Below are 20,045 nucleotides of genomic sequence, written 5' to 3' on the forward strand. Positions count from 1 at the left end.
CCGGAGGGGGCCGTGAGACGGTACCCTCCGGCCACACCCACCCGCACTCCCCGGAGACGCCGACCGCCATGAGACCCTCCCTGCGCGCCGCACTGGCCCCGCTCTGTGCCCTGCTCGCCCTGACCGCTGCCTCGTGCACCTCCCAGGAACCGGGCGAGGCCTCGCCCGAGGACGGCGGACAGGAAGGCGCGCAGCAGCCGGTGCTCGCCCCCGAACTGCTGGCGGAGATGGACCTGGACGACAAGATCGGCCAGCTCATGGTCCTGTCCGCCCAGGGCACCTCGGCGGAGGAGAACACCGCGCAGATCGAGGCCTACCGCCCCGGAGGGCTCATCTACTTCACCGCCAACCTGACCGGCACCGGCAAGATCGTGCACATGTCCAACGGCCTCCAGGAGCTGGCCGCGCAGCAGGGCGCCGGGGTACCCCTGTTCCTGGGAATCGACCAGGAGCAGGGGCTCGTCTCGCGCCTGCCGGTGGGCACCCGCTTCCCCGACGCGATGGCCGTGGGCGCCACGCGCGACCCCGCCATGGCGGAGCTGCTGGCCGCCACCACCGCCGAGGAGCTCGCCGTCCTGGGCATCAACCTCGACTACGCGCCCGTCGCCGACGTCAACACCGACCCCGACAACCCGGTGATCGGCATCCGCTCCTTCGGCTCCGACCCCGCCCTGGTGGCGGAGATGGCCGTGGCCGAGGCCGGGGCGTTCGCCGAGGGCGGCGTCGCCTCCGTCGTCAAGCACTTCCCCGGGCACGGCGACACCGACGTGGACAGCCACACCGGCCTGCCCGTCATCGACCTGCCGCGCGAGGAGTGGGAGGCCGAACACCTGCCGCCGTTCCGGGCCGCGGTCGACGCCGGGGTGGACGCCATCATGACCGCCCACGTGGTCATGCCGCAGCTCGACGCGGAGAACCCGGCCACCCTGTCCCCGGAGATCATCGGCGGCGTGCTCCGCGAGGAACTCGGCTACGACGGGGTCGTCACCACCGACGCCCTCAACATGGAGGGTGTGCGCCAGAGCCACAGCGACGGGGAGATCGCGGTCCGCGCCATCGAGGCGGGTGTGGACCAGCTCCTCATGCCGCCGGACCCGGCCGCCGTCCTGGAGGCCCTGCGGACCGCCGTGCGGGAGGGGCGGCTGACCGAGGAGCGCATCGACGAGTCCGTGCTGCGCATCCTCACGCTCAAGGAGGAGCGGGGCGTCCTGGACGCCGAGCCGGCCGACGCCGCGGCCGCACAGGCCGTTCTGGAGGACCCCGAGCACGCCGAGGCCGCCCAGCGCGTGGCCGACGCCTCCGTGACGGTGCTGCGCGACGGCGGCGGACTGCTGCCGCTCGCCGAGGGGACGGGCGTGAGCGTCCGGGGCCAGGGCGGTACCGAGATCACCGATGCGCTGCGCGAGGCCGGGGTGGACGTCGTGGGGCTGGGCCCCGACGCCGACGCCCGCGCCGACGTCGTGGTGGTGGGCACCGACGGAGCCCGGGGCTCGGCCGAGCAGCGGGCCGTGGTGGCCGCCGCCCGGGCGCAGGGCAAACCCGTCATCGTGGTCGCCCAGGGCGGCCCCTACGACCTTGAGGTGTTCCCGGAGGCCGAGGCGTTCCTGGCGGTCTACTCCTCGGTGGAGGTGTCGCGCTACGCCGCCGCGCGGGTGATCGCCGGTGCGGTGGAGCCCTCCGGAACGCTGCCGGTGGACATCCCCGGCGCGGGCGTGGACGCTGGGACGGGGCTCACCTTCTGAGCGGCGGCGCGGGTCGGGGACGGTAAAAGAACGTCTGAGATGGTTGAAATCTGCGCGTAACGGGAAAAACGTTTCCCCACGTGAACGGAGGGATCGGATGGACCGCGTCCGTAAGGCAGTCATCTCGGACTGGGCCGGTGTGCTCACCACACCGCTCCCCGACTCCATCGCCGCCTGGCTCGAATCCGAGGGCATCGACGGCGACCACTACCAGCAGGCCATGCGCCCCTACTTCGACGGCAGCCTGGAGGACAACCCCGTCCACGCGCTGGAGCGCGGCGAGATCGACACCGCCGGGTTCGAGCGCGAGATCGCCTCCCTGCTCCGGCTCGCCGACGGCGGCACCGTCGACGCCGAGGGCCTCATCCACCGCATGTTCTCCCGCTTCGACCCGGTCCACGAGATGTACGACACGCTGCGCTCGGTGCGCCGCACCGGCCTGAACACCGCGCTGCTGTCCAACTCCTGGGGCAACGGCTACCCGCGCGAGCACTTCGCGGGGACCTTCGACGAGGTGGTCATCTCCGGCGAGGTGGGCATGCGCAAGCCTGAACCCCGGATCTACCTGCACACATGTGAACGCCTGGGCCTGTCCCCACAGGACTGCGTGTTCATCGACGACCTGGAGCACAACGTGCGCACCGCCGAGGAACTCGGCATGGTCGGCCTGCTGCACACCGACACCCGCGCCACCCGCCGGGAGCTGAGCCGCCTGCTGACCATCGACGCCGCCGTCTTCGAGGACACGCCCGCGGCCTGACACGCACCGGGCCGGGGCGCGGGCACCCGGGATCCCTTGGGACACTCGTGGTGTCCGTCGAGTTCCCGGAGAGCCCATGTACGTCTTCCTGCCCAGCACCGTGCCCGCCCTCGCCCGGGCCCTGGAGGAGGGGAGTGTGCCGGTCGGCCCCGCCTTCACCGCCGACCCCGGCCCCGGGGCCGACGAGGAGGAGGCCGACTACGACGCCATGTACGCGGCCGCCGAGGAGTCCCTGGCGCTGCTGGCCGCCGACCCCGGCGCGCCCCGGCGCCGGGTGGTGCTCGCCGCGAACCTGCCCGATCGCGCCGTCGAGCCCGCGGGCGGTGCCGGCCCCGGCGTGCTCCGGGTGCGGCTCAGGGGCCCGGTGCCCTACAAGCGCCTGGCCTCGGCCCACGTGGACGACGAGCGCGCCGCCGACGACATCGCCGAGGCGGCGGCCGACCCCGCCTCCGGCGCCGCCGAGCACCGCGAACTCATGTGGTTCGCCGTCCAGGAGTTGCGCTACCTCGTCGGGGACGAGCGGACCTGACGTTCGCACCGCAGCGACCGCGGCCGGTGGGCGAAGCGGCCCCGCCGCCCGTGGTACCGGTGTTCGCGGCAATGCCGTCCGCACGGGAGCAGATCCAGGCCCAAACGGGGACGGATCGGCCTGGACCCGCTCCGGCACGGACGGCACCGCCTACTGATCAGAGCCCTGTGCGCGCGAGGTCCGCGGGCGCGTAGCGCTCACCCGCGGCGGGTGCGAGCGCGTCCAGCCGGGCCAGGGCCTCCGGCGGCAGTTCCACCGCGTCGGCCCCCGCGTTCTCCTCCACCCGCGACACCCGCCGCGTCCCCGGGATCGGTGCGATGTCGCCGCCCTGGGCCAGGAGCCAGGCCAGCGCCACCTGGCCGGGGGTGGCACCCGCCTGTTTGGCCACCGCGGCGACCTCGTCCACCAGACCCAGGTTCCGCTCGAAGTTGTCCTTGGCGAACCGGGGTGTCGTCCTGCGGAAGTCGCCCTCGTCCAACTGGTCGGGGGAGCGCAGGGCACCGGTCAGGAAGCCCCGCCCGAGCGGCGAGTAGGGCACGAACCCGATGCCCAGCTCCCGCAGGACGGGCAGCAGCTCCTCCTCGGGTTCACGCGACCACAGCGAGTACTCCGTCTGCACCGCTGCGACGGGGTGCACGGCGTGCGCGCGACGGACCGTCTCCACCCCCGCCTCCGACAGTCCCACGTGGCCGACCTTGCCCTCGGAGACCAGCTCCGACAGCGCGCCCATCGTGTCCTCGATCGGCGTGTCCGGGTCGACCCGGTGCTGGTAGTACAGGTCGATGCGGTCGGTGCCCAGACGGCGCAGTGACCCCTCGACGGCCGCACGTACGTTGGCGGGACGGCTGTCGAGGACGTTGGGTCCCCCGCCCGAGTGCGACACCAGGCCGAACTTGGTCGCGACCGCTACGTGTCCGTACCGACCGCGCAGAGCACGGCCGAGAAGCTCCTCGTTGGCGTAGGGGCCGTAGATCTCCGCCGTGTCGATCATGGTCACGCCCAGGTCCAGCGCGCGGTGGACCGTCCGGATCGCCTCGTCCTCGTCGCTGCCGGCCCCGGTGTAGTAGTCCGACATCGACATGGCACCCAGGCCGATACGGCCGACCTTCAGGTCTCCCAGTGTGGCTGTGCGCACGACAGGATCCTCTCTCTCGGTGTACGGGTCAACGGTTCTCGTCTGCCGCGGGCTCGCCCGCGGACGAGCCCGCCGGGGAGTGGCGGCGCAGGACCAGCCACAGGAGCGCACCGGCGGCGACGAGAAGGATCCCGTCCACGGCGACCGCGGTGTGGATGCCGGGCATCTGCTCGCTCCCCGTCGCCTCCGCGCCCACCACCGCGGTGAAGACGGCGCTGAGCACGGGGATGCCGATCGCGATGCCGACCTGCTGGCTCTGCGTGGCCATGCCGGTGGCCATCCCCTGCATGTCGGTACCCACAGCCGACGTCGCGATCACCATGAACGCGAGCATCGCCGTCATGGAGAAGACCGCGTTGACGAACTGGGTGGCGATCAGCGGCAGGATCCATTCCGGCGTGGGGGGCATCACGAGCATCGGCAGCATGAACGCGCCCTGGCCGGCCAGGGAGAGGCCGAGGAGGGCGTGGGGCGGTATCCGCTCGATCAGGCGCGGTCCGAGCATGCCGCCGAGGATCTGCCCGATACCGATGCCCAGCAGGACCAGGCCCGCCACCAGGGGGGAGAACCCCAGGATGTTCTGCACGTACAGACCGGTGAAGAAGATCAGGGCGGTCTCCCCGCCGAAGATGAACAGGGCGGACATGTTGCTGAAGGCGACCTCGGGACGGCGCAGGATGCGGACCGGTACCAGTGCCTCCTCCGTACGCGACTCCACGACCCAGAAGGCGCCCAGGAGCACCACGGCCAGGACCATCGCCAGGACCGGGAGCGTGCCGAGCCCGTTCTCGGCCGCCTGCGTGATGCCGTAGACCCCGCTGAACAGGCCGGTGGTGATGAGCACGGCCCCGGGGAGGTCCAGGGCGCCGCGCCGCTCGGCACGGCTCTCGGCGACCACGGCGGAGACGACCACGACCGCGAGGAGGGCCACGGGGATGTTGATGAAGAACGCCCAGCGCCAGGACAGCGTGTCGGTGAGGACGCCGCCCAGGACCGCGCCCACGCTGAAGCCCGAGCTCATCATCACGCCGTTGAGCCCCAGCGCCCGCGCGCGCAGGCCCGGCTCGGTGAAGGTGGTGGTCAGCAGTGCCAGGGCCGCCGGGGTGACCGCCGCGGTCGCCAGCCCCTGCAGGGTCCGCGCCACGAGCAGCAGCTCCGGCGACGTCGCGAGGCCGCCGACCACCGACGCCACGGCCAGGATCAGCATCCCGGTGACGAAGATCCGCCGGCGCCCCAGGTAGTCGCCGACGCGGCCGAAGACCAGGGTGCACCCGGCAGCGCACAGGGCGAAGGCCGTAGTGATCCATTGCAGGTTGCCCGCGCTGAACCCGAGGTCCACACCGACCCGTGGAAGTGCGACGTTGAGGATGGAGAAGTCGGCTGCCATCAGGAACTGCGAGGCGAGCAGCACGGTGAGGACGACGACTTGACGGCTGGTCATCTTGGGTGGCGACGCCGATTCCGTCGCCCTTTCGGTGGTCATGCCACCACCGTCGTACGGCACGTCGGGTCCAGCCAGCCCCCGGCCGTGGGTAGCCCCACCGTGGCTGACCACGACAGGGTCAGGTTCGGCCGTTGACCCCCGAGCGCCGGAGGCGTTGTGTTCGGTGTGAGGGCCTCTCCGACGAACCCGGGGCGACGCACCGGGGGCCTCGGGGAAAACGTCCGTTTTCCCTCCGCCGTGCGGGTGGCGGAAACAGGCGTGTGTGAGCATGAAGGGGTGGACGATCACATGAACGTGGATCTCGGGAACTACCTTCGCCGTATGCGCGAGCGGATCCAGCCGGAGGAGATCGGCCTGGCGACCCGTGGGCAGCGCCGGGTCCCGGGGCTGCGGCGGGAGGAGGTGGCCGCGCTGGCCGGCGTCAGCCAGCCCTACTACACCCGCCTGGAGCAGTCCCAGGTGCCGCACGCCTCCCCGTCGGTCCTGCTGTCGATCGCCCGCGTCCTGGAACTGAGCCAGGACGAGCAGGACTACCTGCTCAGGATCGGTACGCCCGCCCCGTCGAGGCAGCCGAGGGAGCCGGTGCCCGACGAGGTCAGCCCGCACACCCGTGTCCTGGTCGAGTCGTTGAGCGACGTCGCCGCCGCGGTGCTCAACCACAGGTGCGACATCCTGGCGTGGAACCCGCTCTACCACCGGCTCATCGCGCCGCACCTGGACGTGGAGGCCCCCGGATCCCCGGAGACCCGCCCCAACGTCATCAAGCTCAACTTCCTGGACGAGAACGTGCGGGGCCTGTACGCCGACTGGTCCCTGGAGTCGCTGTACAACGTCTCCTACCTGCGCTACATCGCGGCGGGGTACCGGGGCGACCCGCGGTTCGCGGAGCTGGTCGGCGACCTCGCCATCCAGAGCCCGGAGTTCGTCCGCCTGTGGACGAGCCAGCACGTGGCCAACTGCACCGACGGGGAGAAGGCCCTCGACCACCCGGTCGTGGGGCGGATCACGCTGAAGTACCAGACCGCGGCCCTCCAGGACGGCCACCTGCTCAAGCTGTACTTCACCGACCCCGGCTCCCCCGACGAGGCCGCTCTGCGCCTGCTCGGCATGGACATGGAGGCGGACCGGCCCGGCCCCCGCTGAAGGGGAGGCCGGAGACCGCGGGGCCCCGTGTGCGCCCGCCGGCGGGCGCACACGGGGCCCCGGCGGCCCTCAGACCACCCGGACGGCCATGACCCCCCAACTGAACCCGGACCCGGCGGTCGCGATGACGACCGTGTCTCCGCTGGAGAGCCGGTCGCCGCGCTCCAGGTCCGCCAGGGCGAGGAAGGGGTCCACCCCGCCGAGGTGGCCGTTCCCGTCGTAGGTGAACACGCTTCTGTCGGCGGCCGCCCCCATCGCCCTCAGGTAGTCGCGGTGCAGGTCCTGGTTCCCGTGGGTGACCAGGTAGTAGGCGACCTCGTCCGCCGGAGTCCCGATCTCGGCCAGGACCGACTCGGTCAGCTCCGTGAAGTTCGCGGTGAAGGCGTCGCCCAGCCCGTCGCGTTTGGCGGTGCGCTCGACCCGGACACCCCCCGCGGTGGTCTCGCCGTAGTAGTAGTCCACCCACGCCGGGTCGGTGCGCAGGGCGGAGCCGCGGATCTCGTACCGCGCCTCCCGGGAGAGCAGGACCGCCGCCGCGCCGTCGGCGAAGTTGAACAGCTCCACGTAGCCGGTGCTGTAGTCGACCAACTGGCTGAGCCGGTCGGAGACGATCACCAGTGCCGCCCGGTGCTTGCCCGCTTTGACCTGTTCGTCGGCGATGGCCAGGGCTGCGGTGCCCGCGTTGCAGAAATTGGACAGCTCATAGCAGTGCGCCCGGTGGATGCCCAGTTCCAGGGCGATCTTGGCGGCGGGGGACCAGAACGGCGTCCCCCACTCGCTGGACCCGGCGTAGACGACGAGCCCGATGTCCTCCAGCGGTACCGGGTTCTGCGCCAGGAGTTTGGCGGCCGCGTCGCGTCCGATGCTCCACGCGCTCTGCTCCGGGGAGAGGACGGAGACGCTCCCGCTGGGAACGATCTCGCGGATCTTGTCGACGCCGATGCCGGACCTCCGGCTCATCTCCTCGACGCCGAGGGTCTCGTGAGGTATCTCGATGGTGAAATCGGTGATGCCCATGGTCGCTCCGATGTGTTCTGCGGGGGCTGCTAGACGTACTCCACGACGGGATGGGGGACGTAGGGCTTGGTCAGTTCGGCGACCTCGCCCTCGTCCAGGGCCACGTCCAGTGCGGCCACGGCGTCGCGGAGGTGGCCGCTCTTGGTGGCGCCGACGACCGGAGCGGTCACGGCGGGCTGCTGGAGCAGCCAGGCCAGGGCGATCCGGGCGGGCGGGACCCCGCGGCGCTCGGCGACGTCGGCCACCGCACGGGCCACGGCGCGGTCGGCACGCTCGGTGGGACCGTAGAAGCGCTCCTGGATCGGGTCGCCCTCGGTGCGGGCCGAGCGCGCGTCCCAGTCGCGGGCCAGCTTCCCCCTGGCCAGCGGGCTCCACGGGGTGACCCCGACCCCCTCCTCCGCGCAGTAGGGCAGCATCTCCCGCTCCTCCTCGCGGTTGATGAGGTTGTAGTGGTTCTGCATGCTGACGAAACGTGTCCACCCGTGCAGGTCGGCGACGTACTGCGCTTTGACGAACTGCCAGCAGTGCATGGAGGAGGCGCCGATGTAGCGGACCTTTCCCGCCCGGACCACGTCGTGGAGCGCCTGCATCGTCTCCTCGACAGGGGTCTCGTAGTCCCACCGGTGGACGATGTAGAGGTCGACGTAGTCCGTGCCGAGCCTGCGCAGGCTGGCGTCGAGCTCGCGCATGATGGCCTGCCGGGACAGCCCCTTGGCGAGCGGGCCGTCGTGCATCGCCTCGTAGACCTTGGTCGCGATGACGACGTCCTCACGCCTGGCCTCGCGTGCGATCGCCGCGCCGAGGATCCGCTCACTGGTGCCCAGCGAGTAGATGTTGGCGGTGTCGAAGAAGTTGATGCCCAGGTCCAGCGCCTCGGCGATGAACCGGGACCCCTCCTTCTCCGGCAGGGACCACGGATGGGTTCCCAGGTTCGGGTCCCCGTAGCTCATGCACCCCAGGGCCAGGCGGGACACCTTGAGCCCGGAGGAGCCCAGTCGTGCGTACTCCACCGCGTCCCCTCAGTCCTGGATCTCGGTGAGGCGTCCCCAGGAGGCGATGTTCTCGTCCAGGGGGATGGCCAGGCTGTCGAGGTACATCGCCGTCATGGCGCAGTGGCCGGTCAGGTGGGTGACCTCGGCGATCTCGTTCTGGGTGTAGTGCCGGTTCAGGGCGCGGAAGGCCGCTTCGCCGGCCCGGTGCCGGAGGATGCACTCGTCCACGTAGTGGACCAGGGCGGCGCGGTCGTCCTCCATACGGGCGAAGTCGCCCTCCTCGATGACCGCGATCTCCTCCTCGCTGAGCCCGGCCTTCAGGGCCAGGGGGTGGTGCAGCCGCCGCTCGAACTCGCTCTCGCGCAGCTTGGCCACACGCAGCACGATGACCTCGCGCACGAGATCGCTCAGCAGCCCGACGGTGAAGGAGGCGCCCAGTGCCAGGTGCGGAGCCGCCGAACCCTTGGTGAGCAGCAGTGCCCGGGTCAGGTTGGACTGGAACTTCTCATAGACGGCGAGCTCTTCCGGCGACATGTCGGAAACCTCGGTCAGGGTGACGCGAACGGACATCTCCGGTCTCTCTTCCTGTGGTGTCGCGAACGACGGTGGGTGGGTCAGCCGTGGGCCGGGGTCAGGGGCGCCGGGACGGGGGCGGTCTCCGGGGACCGCAGGGTGTTCCGCGCGATCAGGCGTCCGAGCCTTTCCACACGGTCGGTCGAGGTGCCGCCCGACAGCGGCAGGAGGGCGTCCAGGTGCCCGTCGGGTCTGACGACCAGGGCAGACGCGTGTCGGCCGAGCCTGGACAGCAGGGCCCCCGGCGGCCGTCCGCCCAGGTCCGTGATCTGGACGCCGTCCACAGTCCGGCGCACCGCGTCGACGAAGGCAGCCCACCGGCCGAACCGGTACTCCAGCCCCGGCCAGAGCAGGACGGTGTACCGGTCCACGGCCAGGACCGGCGCGGTGTCCGAGGAGCGCCATCCCAGGGGCAGGCGCTCGCCCGGCGTGAACCCGCGCCGGACGGTGCGCCGCCCGTAGTGGGTGTCCAGTTGGGCCAGCCGGGGCGCCAGGGAGCGCTCCAGCACGCGGGTGGCGGTCCCGAGCCGGTACGCGGTGTCGCGGACCAGTGTCTGGGACCGCCGCGAGTACAGTCCGATCCGGGCCAGGCGGGTCGACAGCCCGGCCACCTGGTCCACGGCGGGGCGGCGCTCGGTGTCGTAGCTGGACAGCAGGTGCGGCCGGTACCGTCCCCCGGCCACCCCCGCCAGCTTCCACCCCAGGTTCACCGCGTCCTGGATGCCGGTGTTCAGTCCCTGCGCCCCGGACGGACTCATCGCGTGGGCGGCGTCGCCCACGAGGAACACCCGGCCCCGGGCGTAGGTGTCGGCGGATCGCACGTGCGCCGTGAAGACCCCGCTGAAGCGCATGCCCCCGAGCCTGCGCTCCCCGGGTACCCGCTCCCGGAGCAGCCGTTCGAAGAAGGCGCGGTCAACCGTGTCCTCCCCGTAGCCGTCCGGAACACTGGCTCCCACCCGGAACACGCCGTCGCCCAGCGGGGCGAGCACCATGTTCCCCGAACGGGTCAGGTAGTAGGCGGCCTCGCTGCTGGTGCTCTCGCCGATGATCTCGGCGTCGGTGATGGCCAGCCGGGTGCGCATGGAGCGTCCGGCGAACCCGAACCCGAAGGCGTCACGCACCGTGCTGCCGTAGCCGTCGGCGCCGACCACCCAGGAGTAGGCCCAGCTCCTGGTCCGACCGTCCGGACCGGTGATGCGGCAGGTCACGCCGTCGGGTGACTGCTCGCCTCCGACGAAGGTGCGGTCGTAGCCCACCGAGCCGCCCAGGGAGGCGAGGTGCTCCTCCAGGATCGCCTCGGTACGCCACTGCGGGATCGTGATGGCGAACGGGTATCCGGCCCCCCGCAGCCGGTCGAACCTGACCAGGCCGATCATGCGCTTCTCGGAGTAGTAGTTCATCTGGTCGAAGTAGTGGCCGCCCTCCACGAGAGGGCCGGCCACCCCCACGCGGTCGAGCAGTTCCAGGACGCGCGGCCACAGGATCGTGGCACGCGAGTGCGGGCTCTCCCTCTTGGTCTTGGAGATGATCTCCACGTCCACACCGGCGTGCAGGAGCTCGCACGCCAGCACGAGTCCGACCGGCCCCGCCCCCACGATGAGGACGCGGGGGCGGTGCGCGCCCTCGTCCATCGGTCCCCCCTCAGGCGCCGACCGCTTCGAGCCGGTGGACGGTGGCCTCGCTCCGGAAGCAGCCCTCCACCCGGTCCAGGAACTCACGGACGCAGTCCTCCTTCATGTGCTGGTCGATGGCGTCCTGGTCGGCCCACTCCTCGACCAGGACGACGGTGTTGTCGCGGCCCTGGGAGAGGAAGGCGTCGAAGCGCAGCGCGCCCTCCTCCTCGATGGTCCGCGCGGCCAGGTCGCGGAAGGCGGCGACCGCGGTGTCGAAGTGCTCGGGGCGTACGTCGAAGACCACGACGATCTGGATGCTCATAGGAGTGCGTTTCCCTTCGGTACGAGATGGACGGCGGCGGGTGGACCGGGCAGGTCGGCCGAGGCGTCCTCACAGGAGCGGGGGTCGACGTCCCACTGGAGGAGGGAGACGGTCGGCGGGCCGTCCCCGTCGGTTCCGATGTCGACGCAGGCGGCCCGGCAGGTACCGACCATCCCGGAGTGCCGCGACCCCCGGAGCGCGCGGGCCAGGAGGTCGAGGACGCCGCCGTGGGTCACCACCAGGACGGGCCCGCCCCCGTGCGCCGACGCCGCCACACGGCCGAGGCCGCGGGAGAAGCGGGCGAGGGCGGCGCGTCCGCTCTCACCGCCCGGGGGCGCGAACCCCGGGTCGGACCGCAGCCGGTGCAGGACGTCCGGGTGCCGGCGGGAGAACTCGCCGCGTTCCAGGCCGTCCACCGTTCCGAGGTCGCGCTCCCCCAGTTCGGTGAACACGGTGTGCGTCAGGTCCAGGCGGCGGGCCGCGGCCCGTGCGGTCTGGACCGCTCTGAGCATCGGCGACGAGTAGACGGCGGTCCACCGTCCCGGGGTCAGTGACCGCGCGACCCGCTTCGCTTGGAGCCTGCCCTCCTCGTCGAGGGGGGCGTCGCTTCGGCCCTGGAAGCGGTTCTGCGCGTTGAGCGGGGTCTGGCCGTGGCGGACCAGTGCGGCGCGCACGCGCTCAGCTCCCGGCCCGCAACGAGAGCAGGGCGGAGGCGGTCTCCTCGATGCTCTGCTCAGGGGTGATGACGCCCTCGGCGATGCTGACCCCCAACTGCTTCTCCAACAGGAGGGCGACCTCCATGAGGGCCAGGGAGTCCAGGTAGAGCTCTTCGAACCTGGACTCCGGGGAGATCTCCTCGGGCGGGACCTGGTACTTCGTCGTCAGGATCTCGGAGATGAGTTCGGTGATGGGCATGGTGTCGCTCCTTCGCGGCGCGTGGCCGGGGCTGGTGGTGGAAGGTCTCAGAGAGGGGGCAGTTCGGGCCAGGTGAGGGTGGCGGCTCCCCAGGTGGCGCCGCCTCCGAACGCGGCCAGCAGGACGCGGTCGCCGCGTCCCAGCCGTCCTTCGGCGGCACTGTCGGAGAGGGCGAGCGGGATGGAGGCCGCGGCGGTGTTGCCGACGCGTTCGATGTTGGACACGGCCCGGTCGGAGTCGATGCCGAGCCGTCCGGCCACCGCCCGGAGGATGCGCATGTTGGCCTGGTGGCCGACGAACCAGTCGACCTCTTCGACCGCCCATCCGCTGGTGCCGAGGACCTTGAGAGAGGTCTCGCTCATCTGCCGGACCGCGTGCTTGAACACCGGCTGGCCCTCCATGCGGAAGTAGGTGTCCCCGATGGCGGGAGGCCGGCCGGAGGCGCGCTGCTCGGCGCCGCCGCCCGGGACCGTGATCAGGTCGCGCAGGCTCCCGTCGCTGCCGGTGTCGAAGTCCAGGACCGCACCGTCCTCGGAGCGGTCTCCGGCGCGCAGGGCGAGCGCTCCCGCACCGTCGCCGAAGATGGCGACCGTCGAGCGGTCCTCGGGGTCGAGCAGGGTACTGAAGGACTCCGCGCCGATCACGACGGCGCTCTCGGCCGTGCCGGCGGCGATGGCGGTCGTCGCGGTCTGGAGCGCGTAGACGAACCCGGAGCAGACCGCGGAGACATCGAAGGCGGAGGCGCCGACCAGCCCCATGCGGCTGGCTACGGTCGGCGCGGTGGCGGGACAGAGCCGGTCGGGTGTGGTGGTCGCGACCACGACCAGGTCGACCGAGTCCAGGCCGGCCTGCTTCATGGCCCGGGACCCGGCTTCGGTGGCCAGGTCCCCTGTGGAGGTTCCGGCCTCCACGACGTGGCGCTGGCGGATACCGGTACGGGTACGGATCCATTCGTCGGAGGTGTCGAGGCGTTGTGCCAGTTCGTGGTTGGTGACGACTCGGGGCGGCAGGGCGCCGCCCACGCCGGTGACGACCGCTGTGGGTCCCATGGTTCTCCCTACGTTGTCAGGCGGTGCGCAGCCGGTGTGCGACGGCGCAGTCCACGTGCACTCCTCCGAGGTCGCCGACGATGTCCGCCGTGCGCCAGACGGCGTCGTCCGTCTCCAGGAGCAGGGGGTGTTCGATGGCGGTGTCCACACGGACCCCGTGTCCGGTGGGGCGGTCCGGGCGTGCGGCCGACATGGCGGTCCGGCGCATCCACAGGGTGTCGCTGTCCGCGCGCCGCATCCCGTCCAGGTCGTAGAGCATCACCTGTGCCAGTTGGAGGGCGGTGACGAAGGCGTCGACCATGGTCACCGACGGCTGGTGCGCTGCTTCGAGACCGCTGGTCGGCCAGGGGTGCGGGCCATCGCCCGCGAGGGCGAGGTCGGCCTCGGCGCGCAGCCCGCCGGGGTCGACGGACACATTGCGGATCTCCTGGCGCCGGGACCGGAACCCCTGCCCGAAGTACCGCTGTTCGGCGGGGCCGAGAAGGGCGTCGGGGGAGGCGTGGACGTGTTCGCCCGGTACGGGGTCGGTCGCCGGGTGCACCACCTCGCACCTGGTCCGCATCGTTCCGACGGTGCAGTCCACGAGGGAGACCCACAGGGAGGGGTCGGCCCGCGAGGGCTCGCGGCTGCGCCGTACGGCGTGTGCGCGGAGGTCCCCCAGGTCCTCCATCGGTGTGGTTCCGGCCGAGATCCTGACGGAGCGCAGCCACGCCCGCTCCGTACCCGCCGGTCCGTCTCCGGCGATGCAGAGTTCGCTCAGTTCAGCGGCCGTCACCAGTCCGTCGATCGTGCTGAAGTGCGGGGGCAGTTGCCCTTTCGCGCCTTTCTTCGACCAGTCGTCCGGGTAACGAACCGCCAGGCTGGAGGTGACTCGGACGTCGTTTGTGACATCTGTGGTCCGTGTGACTCGGATATCGGTGTGTTCGTAGGAGACCCTTCGGAAACCTTTTCCGAAGAATCTCTTTTCACTCGGGCCGAGCTGGTCGTCCACGGAGGAGAGGAAGGTCGGGGTCGGTGCAGAATTCACTGGTCAGCCCCGTTCGCGCTTGCTATTGCTGTTCTTTCGCCGTTTCTTCGGAGCCGGGGCCTGATCGCGCAGGTGAGTCGGGCGGTGCACGTCCGGCGTCCGGTGTGGTCGGTGATGACGATCTCGTAGCTGGCGGTCGAACCGCTCTCGTGGAGTGGGGTGCAGATCCCGGTCACCGTTCCCGACGAGGCCCACCGGTGGTGCGTGCACGACAGTTCGGTGCCGACGGCGTTGCCGCCCTCGCCGGCGTGCAGGAAGGCCGCGAGGGAGCCCAGCGTCTCCGCCAGGACGGCGTTGGCTCCGCCGTGCAGGATGCCCAGGGGTTGGTGGTTGCCCCGGATCGGCATCGAACCGACGACCCGGCCGGGCCGGCAGGCCGCGATCTCGATCCCCATGCGGTGGACCAGTTGCTCCGGCTCGGTGCCGTGTTCCGGAAGGAAGGATTCCAGTGTTGCTTGCGTCACTTCATCCCCATTCTTGACCCGCGAGGGTATGGGTGAGGAAAAGGATCTTGGTGAGGAGGGGAGGGGGGTCCCTTATTCGCTTCGCATCTATTGGCGATGCATATCCTGGTTCCCGGTAATTCCCCGAATGCTTGGATCTCAGTACAGCAAGCGCTCTGGGCGAGTGTCAAGGAAGCGGTCGCGCTTGGCACAATGCTGCCAAATTTTCATCGGACCCAAGGTCGTCTTGTGTCTTCCGGTCGCTTCGTGTAGACATGCTTTGTCCGATCCTCTGCGCGGTCAGACGTGTTGCTTTTCGCCGTGGCGAGAAAGTGGCGCAGATCACAAACATTGGTTCGGGAAGTACGGTTGTGTTGGAAGGGACGGCCGATCTCCGTGCGTAACTTAATTTTATTTTTCAGTTAACGAAGCGGCGAAATTCTTCGCAGGGGGATATCGTGAACAGCTCGATGGGTGGAGCGCACCTGCTCACCCAAGAGGACCGCGACCTTCTCGTCCTTCTGGCCGAGTGCACCAGCGACGAGCAGATCGCCCGTCGCGCGCTCATGAGTGTGCGGACGGTACGCCGCAGGATCGCCAGGATCATGGCCCTGCTCTCCGTCAACAACCGCTACGCGCTGGGCATCGCCGTGTCCAGCCTCGACCTGGTCGCCTACCGCGAAGGCGCCGACAAGGCGCTCGTGGGATCGGCCAGACCCTAGCCGTCCAGGGTCGGGACACGGACCGGCCCCGTTCCGCGGGGGCCTTGACCCGCTCCGCGGTTTCTCCCGACGGCGCGGACGCGGCGTCTGGGACGTCCTTCGTGTGGGGGCAGCGATGACTTCGGGTCGGCGCGGACGCGCCGACCCGATGGCTTCCCGTGCCGTCGGCCACTGCTCCGCGGCCGCGTGCTCGGGTGGCGCGGCGCGTCCGGGGGATCCGGTGCCTCGCTCTACGGCCGCGTGGATGGCGGCGGCGCGGCGCGGGGGAGCGGTGCCGCCCAGCGGAGCGGGCACGGAGCCGGGAGCTCCCGTGGCCCGCACGCTCGGAGCCGACGGGGCAGGGCGCCGTCAGCGGGGGGCGGGCGCGGGGGCGGCGCCGGGTGCGAGGTGGATGTCGCCACCCACGCCCTCGGCGTCCGCGGCCCCCAGCAGAGCCCCGACCAGCCCGGGGAAGCGTTCGTCCAGGTCCTGGCGGCGCAGCGTGACGAAGCAGCGGGTGCCCTCCTGGCGGGTGCGGGTCACCCCCGCGTCGCGCAGTACCCGCAGGTGGTGGCTGAGCGTGGACTTGGCCACCGGTGCCCGCAGCTCGCCCCACCCGCGCTCGGCGCCGTCGGCGAGCAGCCGCACGAGCCCGATGCGCAGCGGGTCGCTCAGCGCCGCCATCACGTCGGGCAGCGACAGTTCCTCGGTCGCCGGATGGTGTGCGTTTCTCATGCGCCCATGCTAGCTTGTTCGATGTTCGACGAACAACGAACAAGGGAGTCGGGTTGACCGGGCCAGAGCACCACCAGCACATTGACCTCAACGGGCGGGCCGCCATCGTCACCGGTGCCGGATCGGGTATCGGCCGCGCCACCGCGATCGCCCTGGCGCGCGCCGGAGCCCGCGTCCTGGGGGTCGGCCGCCGCCGGGAGGCGCTTCAGGCCACCGCCGACCAGCACCCCGGCATCGCCGTCCACCCCGCCGACCTGCGCGACCCCGACGCCCCCGCCGGGGTGGTCGAAGCCGCGACGGAGCGGTGGGGCCGCGTCGACGTCCTCGTCAACAACGCCGGCGCCACCGCGATGATGCCGCTGGCCGAGACCGGCGCCGACCGCGTCACCGCGCTGTTCGCGCTCAACGTCACCGCCCCCAGCCTCCTGGCCGCCGTGGCCCTGCCGCACCTGCGCGAGGCGAGCGGCACGATCGTCAACGTCTCCAGCACCTACGGACACCGGCCGCTGCCCGGCGCCGCCCACTACGCGGCCTCCAAGGCCGCGATCGAGCAGTTGACGCGCAGTTGGGCGCTGGAACTGGCCCCTGAGGGCGTGCGGGTCAACGCCCTGGCGCCGGGCCCCACCGAGAGCGAGGCCCTGTCGGCGGCCGGGCTCCCCGAGGCCGCCGTCGCCCAGGTCAAGGAGGCCGAGGCCGCGCGGGTCCCGCTGGGCCGCCGCGGTGAGCCCGACGAGGTCGCCCAGTGGGTGCTGCGGCTCGCCGACCCGGGCACCACCTGGCTCACCGGGCAGGTCCTCACCATCGACGGCGGCCTCGAACTCACCTGAACCCGGGATCGCCGTCGAGGTTCGCCCCACGACGGTTTTTCGGGTCGAGGTTCGCCCCAGGACGAACCTCGACGCCAGACCCCGCGCCGCCCCGTCGAGAGCGGCGGTACGCGGGTACGGACGCGGCCCCGGTGAACCGGTGGCCGTGCGGATGGGCGGCGCCACGGGCAGGGGAGCAGTGGCGTCGCCCAATGGCGCGGATACGGGGTCAGCGGATCCCGTAGCTCACCCGTTTGGCGTCGATGAGCACCGCGCCCTCGGGCAGGCCGGTCCCGGTGCCGCCCCGTCGAGCACCCGCAGCCAGACGCCGCTGTCGGCCGCGTAGGCGTCCATCCGGTCCAGGGGGCGTGCTACCCCGTCGAGGGCTGCCAGGCGTAGCAGTACGCGGGTACGGGCGCGGCCCCCTCGACGTGGTGTGCCGCTTCGCCGAGCCGTGTCCAGTCCAGGCGCTCGTACAGGCGGATCGCGGCCCGGTCCTTGGCCATCACGTCCAGGACGAGGGAGAGGCCGTGGTCGCGGGCGTGGTCCATGGCCGTCCGGGTCAGCCGTTCGCCCAGGCCCGCCCCGCGTGCTTCGGGGAGGACGTACAAGCGGGCCAGCACCGCGACCCGTGTGGGGTCGCCGCCGGTGTACGCGGCCCACATCCGGACGGCGTCCTCGCCGTCGGGACCGCCGAGGCCGATCTGGCCGACCGCGCAGCCTCCCACTTCGGCGACCCAGGAGTGCCGGAGTCCCGGGAAGTCCAGCCAGGCACACGGGTCGGCCACACCCTCCACGGGATAGCCGCCCCTGGCGTGGACCTCCACCAGCGCGGACGCGAGTGCGGGCAGGTCGGCGTCGGTGCGTGGGCGTATCCGTGCCTCTCGGGGCATGTCAGTCCTCCACCGGCATGTCGTAGTCGAGTCCCCCGAGGTCGGCACGCATCACGAAGCGTGTCACCTCGAAGGGGCGCCCCTCCTGATCGATTCCCGTGTGCAGGATGTCGATGACCGGGACGCCGCCGGGGACGCGCAGACCTTTCGCTTCGCGGGGGGTCGGCATCCGAGCGGTGATCTCCTCCCGGCTCCGGCTGATGCGGTGGCCCAGTTCCTCGAAACGTGCGTACAGGCTTCCGTTCCCCAAGCGGGCGGAGGTCGCCAGGACCCCGCCGGCGGCGATGCCCCAGGGTATGTAGGTGATGCCGACCCGCACCGGTTCCTCCCCTGAATCGTCACCGGCGTAGTACCAGTTCTCCCGGCGCACCACCGCCGAATCCTCCTGAGGAAGCCCCAGCCTTTCGGCGATGTCGCTCGGCGGGGTGACCCGTTCGATGGACACGCAGTCCACGCGGGGTGTGAGGCCCTGCTTCGCGAGTTCGGCGCGGTACGGAGACAGCTCGGTCTCCTGCCGCAGCCGCCGGGGGTACCGCTCCCCGCCGAATCTCAGTAGGCGCCGCCTCCTGCGGACGAAGACGCCTCGCCCGTGCTGGGGATCGACGAGCCCCTCCTCGGTGAGAATCCGGACGGCTTCCCGCGCTGTGTTCCGCGCGGTGCCGTACCGCCTGGCCAGTTCCCTCTCCGAGACCAGCCTCTCGCCTTCCCCCAGCTCCCCGGAGACGATCGCCGCGCGCAGCTCGTCAGCGATACGTCGACTGGGGAGGCGGGATCTGTCGGTGTCCTCATCCATGGCCCCAGTCTACGAACTGGCTTGAGCCAGGGTCTTGACTGGCTTAAGCCAGTGATGTTCTCTGGGGTGGGCCACCACGGTGGCGGACGGTGACCAGCCGTGGATGGTGAGTATGAAAGGGGCTCTCATGGCTGATGAGGTCGACTGCGCGGCGTGTGGTGGTACCGGAAGCTTCGTGACCACCTCGGACGGGCAGAAGAAGGGTTGGGGGAAGGACAAGGAGATCCACACCTGCCAGGAGTGTGGTGGGCTCGGGAAGGTGCGTCGATGACAGACCTCGGCGGTAGGCACGCCGATCTCGTGAGCCGTCTGGACACCACGGACGCGATCCGGGCGGCCTTCGCCGACCACCCCCGCCACCTGTTCATCCCGGACCTGGTGTGGCCCACCCCCCAGGGGCTGCCGCTGGTCCGGACGGCCGACCCCGAACGGTGGGCCGCCTACGTCTACGACGGCGATTCGGTGGTCACCCAGGCCAACGACGGAGGGAACGGCCTGGTCAACACCCCCAGTTCGTCGTCGTCCGCCCCCCAGTTGATGGCGGACATGATCGAGGCGGCGCGGATCGGCCCCGGAATGCGCGTTCTGGAGATCGGTACCGGAACCGGCTGGAACGCGTGCGTCCTGGACTCCCTGGTCGGTCCGACCGGGAGTGTCACGTCATTGGAGATCGACGCCGACGTGGCCGCACACGCCCGCAAACGGCTCTCGGGAAGCCGTGTGGAGGTCGTGCACGGCACGGAGGCACCCGGGACGGGTTCCTACGACGCGATCATCGCCACATGCTCCGTGAGCCGGGTCCCCGCCGCGTGGATCGAACGCGCGGGCGAGGACGCGCCGATCGTGGTCCCCTGGGGTCCGCGCTCGGACTCGCACGCCAGCCCCGTCGCCGTGCTGCGCCGTACCGGTCCGAGGAGCGCGGCCGGTCCGCTGACGTGTGAGGCGTTCTTCATGCGCGACCGGACCCAGCGCGTTCCCCTCGGCGGATTTCCCGGGATGGGGCGCGACTCCGTCTCGACCCGGGTCGTGCCGTTCACCCCGGACGACCTGGTCGAGGACGACCTGCTCACCAGGGTCATGCTCATGCTGCCGGGGGTGCGGATCGGTGTGGGCGGCCGTCCGTTCGGCGGCGGTCAGGGCCGCATCGTGTACATGGGCACGGCCGATTCCTCGTGGGCCTATCTGTGGCCGGACGGGGCGGTCCACTGGGGTGGCCCCACGCCGTTGGCGGACCGGCTGCGCGGAGCCTACGAACTGCTGGGGGAGCACGGCTGTCCGGGACTGGGCGCGTTCACCCTCGAAGTCGACGCGGACGGCCCCGTGTGCCGGGTGCGCGCGCCCTTCGGCGCGTGGGAGCACCCGGTGTAGAACGGAGCATCCGGCCGTGCGGATGGGCGGCGCCACGGCGGGGGA

At 71.2% G+C, this 20,045-nt stretch carries 22 protein-coding genes; 7 read left to right on the top strand and 15 right to left on the bottom strand.

Features of this window, described 5'->3' with window-relative positions:
- Nucleotides 1–68 precede the first annotated feature (68 nt).
- The 3 genes from ACFHWE_RS15045 (at nucleotide 69) to ACFHWE_RS15055 (ending at nucleotide 3,031) form a co-directional block, all read left to right on the top strand.
- Complete coding sequence (locus tag ACFHWE_RS15045) at nucleotides 69–1,742, top strand: glycoside hydrolase family 3 protein (protein ID WP_416602226.1); 1,674 nt, start codon at nucleotides 69–71, stop codon at nucleotides 1,740–1,742.
- A gap of 97 nt (nucleotides 1,743–1,839) precedes the next feature.
- Nucleotides 1,840–2,502 carry an HAD family hydrolase gene (locus ACFHWE_RS15050; protein ID WP_416602229.1) on the top strand — a complete coding sequence of 221 codons (663 nt, stop codon included), beginning with the start codon at nucleotides 1,840–1,842 and terminating at the stop codon, nucleotides 2,500–2,502.
- A gap of 76 nt (nucleotides 2,503–2,578) precedes the next feature.
- Entirely contained in the window at nucleotides 2,579–3,031 is a 453-nt protein-coding gene (locus tag ACFHWE_RS15055; RefSeq protein ID WP_416602231.1) for a DUF6912 family protein, read from the top strand.
- Between the two features lie 157 nt (nucleotides 3,032–3,188).
- On the opposite strand, the gene ACFHWE_RS15060 is transcribed toward ACFHWE_RS15055, so the two are convergent.
- Together ACFHWE_RS15060 and ACFHWE_RS15065 are read right to left on the bottom strand one after the other, a co-directional pair.
- Nucleotides 3,189–4,166: an aldo/keto reductase gene (locus ACFHWE_RS15060; protein WP_416602233.1), complete on the bottom strand. Its 978-nt coding sequence runs from the start codon at nucleotides 4,164–4,166 to the stop codon at nucleotides 3,189–3,191.
- Nucleotides 4,167–4,194: 28 nt separating this feature from the next.
- Entirely contained in the window at nucleotides 4,195–5,649 is a 1,455-nt protein-coding gene (locus ACFHWE_RS15065; protein WP_416602235.1) for an MFS transporter, read from the bottom strand.
- Nucleotides 5,650–5,898: 249 nt separating this feature from the next.
- On the opposite strand from ACFHWE_RS15065, the gene ACFHWE_RS15070 reads away from it, so the two are divergent.
- Nucleotides 5,899–6,753, top strand: a complete 855-nt coding sequence (locus ACFHWE_RS15070; protein ID WP_416602237.1) for a helix-turn-helix transcriptional regulator — start codon at nucleotides 5,899–5,901, stop codon at nucleotides 6,751–6,753.
- A 69-nt stretch (nucleotides 6,754–6,822) separates the two neighbouring features.
- On the opposite strand, the gene ACFHWE_RS15075 is transcribed toward ACFHWE_RS15070, so the two are convergent.
- The 10 genes from ACFHWE_RS15075 to ACFHWE_RS15120 are packed head-to-tail and all read right to left on the bottom strand — an operon-like array spanning nucleotide 6,823 to nucleotide 14,725.
- Nucleotides 6,823–7,770 carry a 3-oxoacyl-ACP synthase III family protein gene (locus tag ACFHWE_RS15075; RefSeq protein WP_416602239.1) on the bottom strand — a complete coding sequence of 316 codons (948 nt, stop codon included), beginning with the start codon at nucleotides 7,768–7,770 and terminating at the stop codon, nucleotides 6,823–6,825.
- Nucleotides 7,771–7,799: 29 nt separating this feature from the next.
- Nucleotides 7,800–8,780 carry an aldo/keto reductase gene (locus ACFHWE_RS15080; protein ID WP_416602241.1) on the bottom strand — a complete coding sequence of 327 codons (981 nt, stop codon included), beginning with the start codon at nucleotides 8,778–8,780 and terminating at the stop codon, nucleotides 7,800–7,802.
- Nucleotides 8,781–8,789: 9 nt separating this feature from the next.
- Nucleotides 8,790–9,332, bottom strand: coding sequence for a carboxymuconolactone decarboxylase family protein (locus tag ACFHWE_RS15085; protein ID WP_416602243.1), 543 nt, complete (start codon nucleotides 9,330–9,332; stop codon nucleotides 8,790–8,792).
- A gap of 44 nt (nucleotides 9,333–9,376) precedes the next feature.
- Nucleotides 9,377–10,966 (bottom strand): FAD-dependent monooxygenase, encoded by a 1,590-nt coding sequence (locus ACFHWE_RS15090; RefSeq protein ID WP_416602246.1) that lies wholly within the window; start codon nucleotides 10,964–10,966, stop codon nucleotides 9,377–9,379.
- A gap of 10 nt (nucleotides 10,967–10,976) precedes the next feature.
- Complete coding sequence (locus ACFHWE_RS15095) at nucleotides 10,977–11,270, bottom strand: putative quinol monooxygenase (RefSeq protein ID WP_416602248.1); 294 nt, start codon at nucleotides 11,268–11,270, stop codon at nucleotides 10,977–10,979.
- Entirely contained in the window at nucleotides 11,267–11,944 is a 678-nt protein-coding gene (locus ACFHWE_RS15100) for a histidine phosphatase family protein (protein ID WP_416602250.1), read from the bottom strand. Before ACFHWE_RS15100 ends, ACFHWE_RS15095 begins: the two co-directional genes overlap by 4 nt.
- Nucleotides 11,945–11,948: 4 nt before the next feature.
- On the bottom strand, nucleotides 11,949–12,185 hold the full coding sequence (locus tag ACFHWE_RS15105) for an acyl carrier protein (protein WP_416602252.1): 237 nt from the start codon (nucleotides 12,183–12,185) through the stop codon (nucleotides 11,949–11,951).
- 47 nt (nucleotides 12,186–12,232) lie between these two features.
- Nucleotides 12,233–13,234, bottom strand: a complete 1,002-nt coding sequence (locus ACFHWE_RS15110) for a beta-ketoacyl-ACP synthase III (RefSeq protein ID WP_416602254.1) — start codon at nucleotides 13,232–13,234, stop codon at nucleotides 12,233–12,235.
- 16 nt (nucleotides 13,235–13,250) lie between these two features.
- Nucleotides 13,251–14,261 (bottom strand): AvrD family protein, encoded by a 1,011-nt coding sequence (locus ACFHWE_RS15115; RefSeq protein WP_416602256.1) that lies wholly within the window; start codon nucleotides 14,259–14,261, stop codon nucleotides 13,251–13,253.
- Nucleotides 14,258–14,725, bottom strand: a complete 468-nt coding sequence (locus ACFHWE_RS15120; RefSeq protein WP_416602258.1) for a hotdog fold thioesterase — start codon at nucleotides 14,723–14,725, stop codon at nucleotides 14,258–14,260. Before ACFHWE_RS15120 ends, ACFHWE_RS15115 begins: the two co-directional genes overlap by 4 nt.
- A 437-nt stretch (nucleotides 14,726–15,162) precedes the next feature.
- On the opposite strand from ACFHWE_RS15120, the gene ACFHWE_RS15125 reads away from it, so the two are divergent.
- Nucleotides 15,163–15,426, top strand: coding sequence for a hypothetical protein (locus ACFHWE_RS15125; RefSeq protein WP_416602260.1), 264 nt, complete (start codon nucleotides 15,163–15,165; stop codon nucleotides 15,424–15,426).
- A 348-nt stretch (nucleotides 15,427–15,774) separates the two neighbouring features.
- On the opposite strand, the gene ACFHWE_RS15130 is transcribed toward ACFHWE_RS15125, so the two are convergent.
- Entirely contained in the window at nucleotides 15,775–16,140 is a 366-nt protein-coding gene (locus ACFHWE_RS15130; RefSeq protein ID WP_416602262.1) for an ArsR/SmtB family transcription factor, read from the bottom strand.
- Nucleotides 16,141–16,193: 53 nt separating this feature from the next.
- On the opposite strand from ACFHWE_RS15130, the gene ACFHWE_RS15135 reads away from it, so the two are divergent.
- Nucleotides 16,194–16,967 carry an SDR family NAD(P)-dependent oxidoreductase gene (locus ACFHWE_RS15135; RefSeq protein WP_416602265.1) on the top strand — a complete coding sequence of 258 codons (774 nt, stop codon included), beginning with the start codon at nucleotides 16,194–16,196 and terminating at the stop codon, nucleotides 16,965–16,967.
- A 350-nt stretch (nucleotides 16,968–17,317) separates the two neighbouring features.
- Here ACFHWE_RS15135 and ACFHWE_RS15140 read toward each other — a convergent pair whose 3' ends face one another.
- Complete coding sequence (locus tag ACFHWE_RS15140; RefSeq protein ID WP_416602267.1) at nucleotides 17,318–17,839, bottom strand: GNAT family N-acetyltransferase; 522 nt, start codon at nucleotides 17,837–17,839, stop codon at nucleotides 17,318–17,320.
- Nucleotide 17,840: 1 nt separating this feature from the next.
- Nucleotides 17,841–18,632: a GntR family transcriptional regulator gene (locus ACFHWE_RS15145; RefSeq protein WP_416602269.1), complete on the bottom strand. Its 792-nt coding sequence runs from the start codon at nucleotides 18,630–18,632 to the stop codon at nucleotides 17,841–17,843.
- 267 nt (nucleotides 18,633–18,899) lie between these two features.
- Between ACFHWE_RS15145 and ACFHWE_RS15150 the strand changes: the two genes are divergently transcribed.
- The gene (locus ACFHWE_RS15150) at nucleotides 18,900–20,000 is read left to right on the top strand and encodes a methyltransferase domain-containing protein (RefSeq protein ID WP_416602271.1); all 1,101 of its coding nucleotides are present in this window, start codon (nucleotides 18,900–18,902) and stop codon (nucleotides 19,998–20,000) included.
- The last annotated feature ends 45 nt before the right edge of the window (nucleotides 20,001–20,045 follow it).

Source organism: Nocardiopsis sp. LOL_012 (assembly GCF_048060475.1).
Classification (GTDB): domain Bacteria; phylum Actinomycetota; class Actinomycetes; order Streptosporangiales; family Streptosporangiaceae; genus Nocardiopsis.

Coding starts and splice junctions, on each gene's coding strand:
- ACFHWE_RS15150 (WP_416602271.1), top strand. CDS start 18,900: ATGACAGACCTCGGCGGTAGGCACGCCGATCTCGTGAGCCGTCTGGAC.
- ACFHWE_RS15045 (WP_416602226.1), top strand. CDS start 69: ATGAGACCCTCCCTGCGCGCCGCACTGGCCCCGCTCTGTGCCCTGCTC.
- ACFHWE_RS15065 (WP_416602235.1), bottom strand. CDS start 5,649: ATGACCACCGAAAGGGCGACGGAATCGGCGTCGCCACCCAAGATGACC.
- ACFHWE_RS15095 (WP_416602248.1), bottom strand. CDS start 11,270: ATGAGCATCCAGATCGTCGTGGTCTTCGACGTACGCCCCGAGCACTTC.
- ACFHWE_RS15050 (WP_416602229.1), top strand. CDS start 1,840: ATGGACCGCGTCCGTAAGGCAGTCATCTCGGACTGGGCCGGTGTGCTC.
- ACFHWE_RS15130 (WP_416602262.1), bottom strand. CDS start 16,140: ATGAGAAACGCACACCATCCGGCGACCGAGGAACTGTCGCTGCCCGAC.
- ACFHWE_RS15070 (WP_416602237.1), top strand. CDS start 5,899: ATGAACGTGGATCTCGGGAACTACCTTCGCCGTATGCGCGAGCGGATC.
- ACFHWE_RS15145 (WP_416602269.1), bottom strand. CDS start 18,632: ATGGATGAGGACACCGACAGATCCCGCCTCCCCAGTCGACGTATCGCT.
- ACFHWE_RS15075 (WP_416602239.1), bottom strand. CDS start 7,770: ATGGGCATCACCGATTTCACCATCGAGATACCTCACGAGACCCTCGGC.
- ACFHWE_RS15085 (WP_416602243.1), bottom strand. CDS start 9,332: ATGTCCGTTCGCGTCACCCTGACCGAGGTTTCCGACATGTCGCCGGAA.
- ACFHWE_RS15140 (WP_416602267.1), bottom strand. CDS start 17,839: ATGCCCCGAGAGGCACGGATACGCCCACGCACCGACGCCGACCTGCCC.
- ACFHWE_RS15105 (WP_416602252.1), bottom strand. CDS start 12,185: ATGCCCATCACCGAACTCATCTCCGAGATCCTGACGACGAAGTACCAG.
- ACFHWE_RS15090 (WP_416602246.1), bottom strand. CDS start 10,966: ATGGACGAGGGCGCGCACCGCCCCCGCGTCCTCATCGTGGGGGCGGGG.
- ACFHWE_RS15055 (WP_416602231.1), top strand. CDS start 2,579: ATGTACGTCTTCCTGCCCAGCACCGTGCCCGCCCTCGCCCGGGCCCTG.
- ACFHWE_RS15110 (WP_416602254.1), bottom strand. CDS start 13,234: ATGGGACCCACAGCGGTCGTCACCGGCGTGGGCGGCGCCCTGCCGCCC.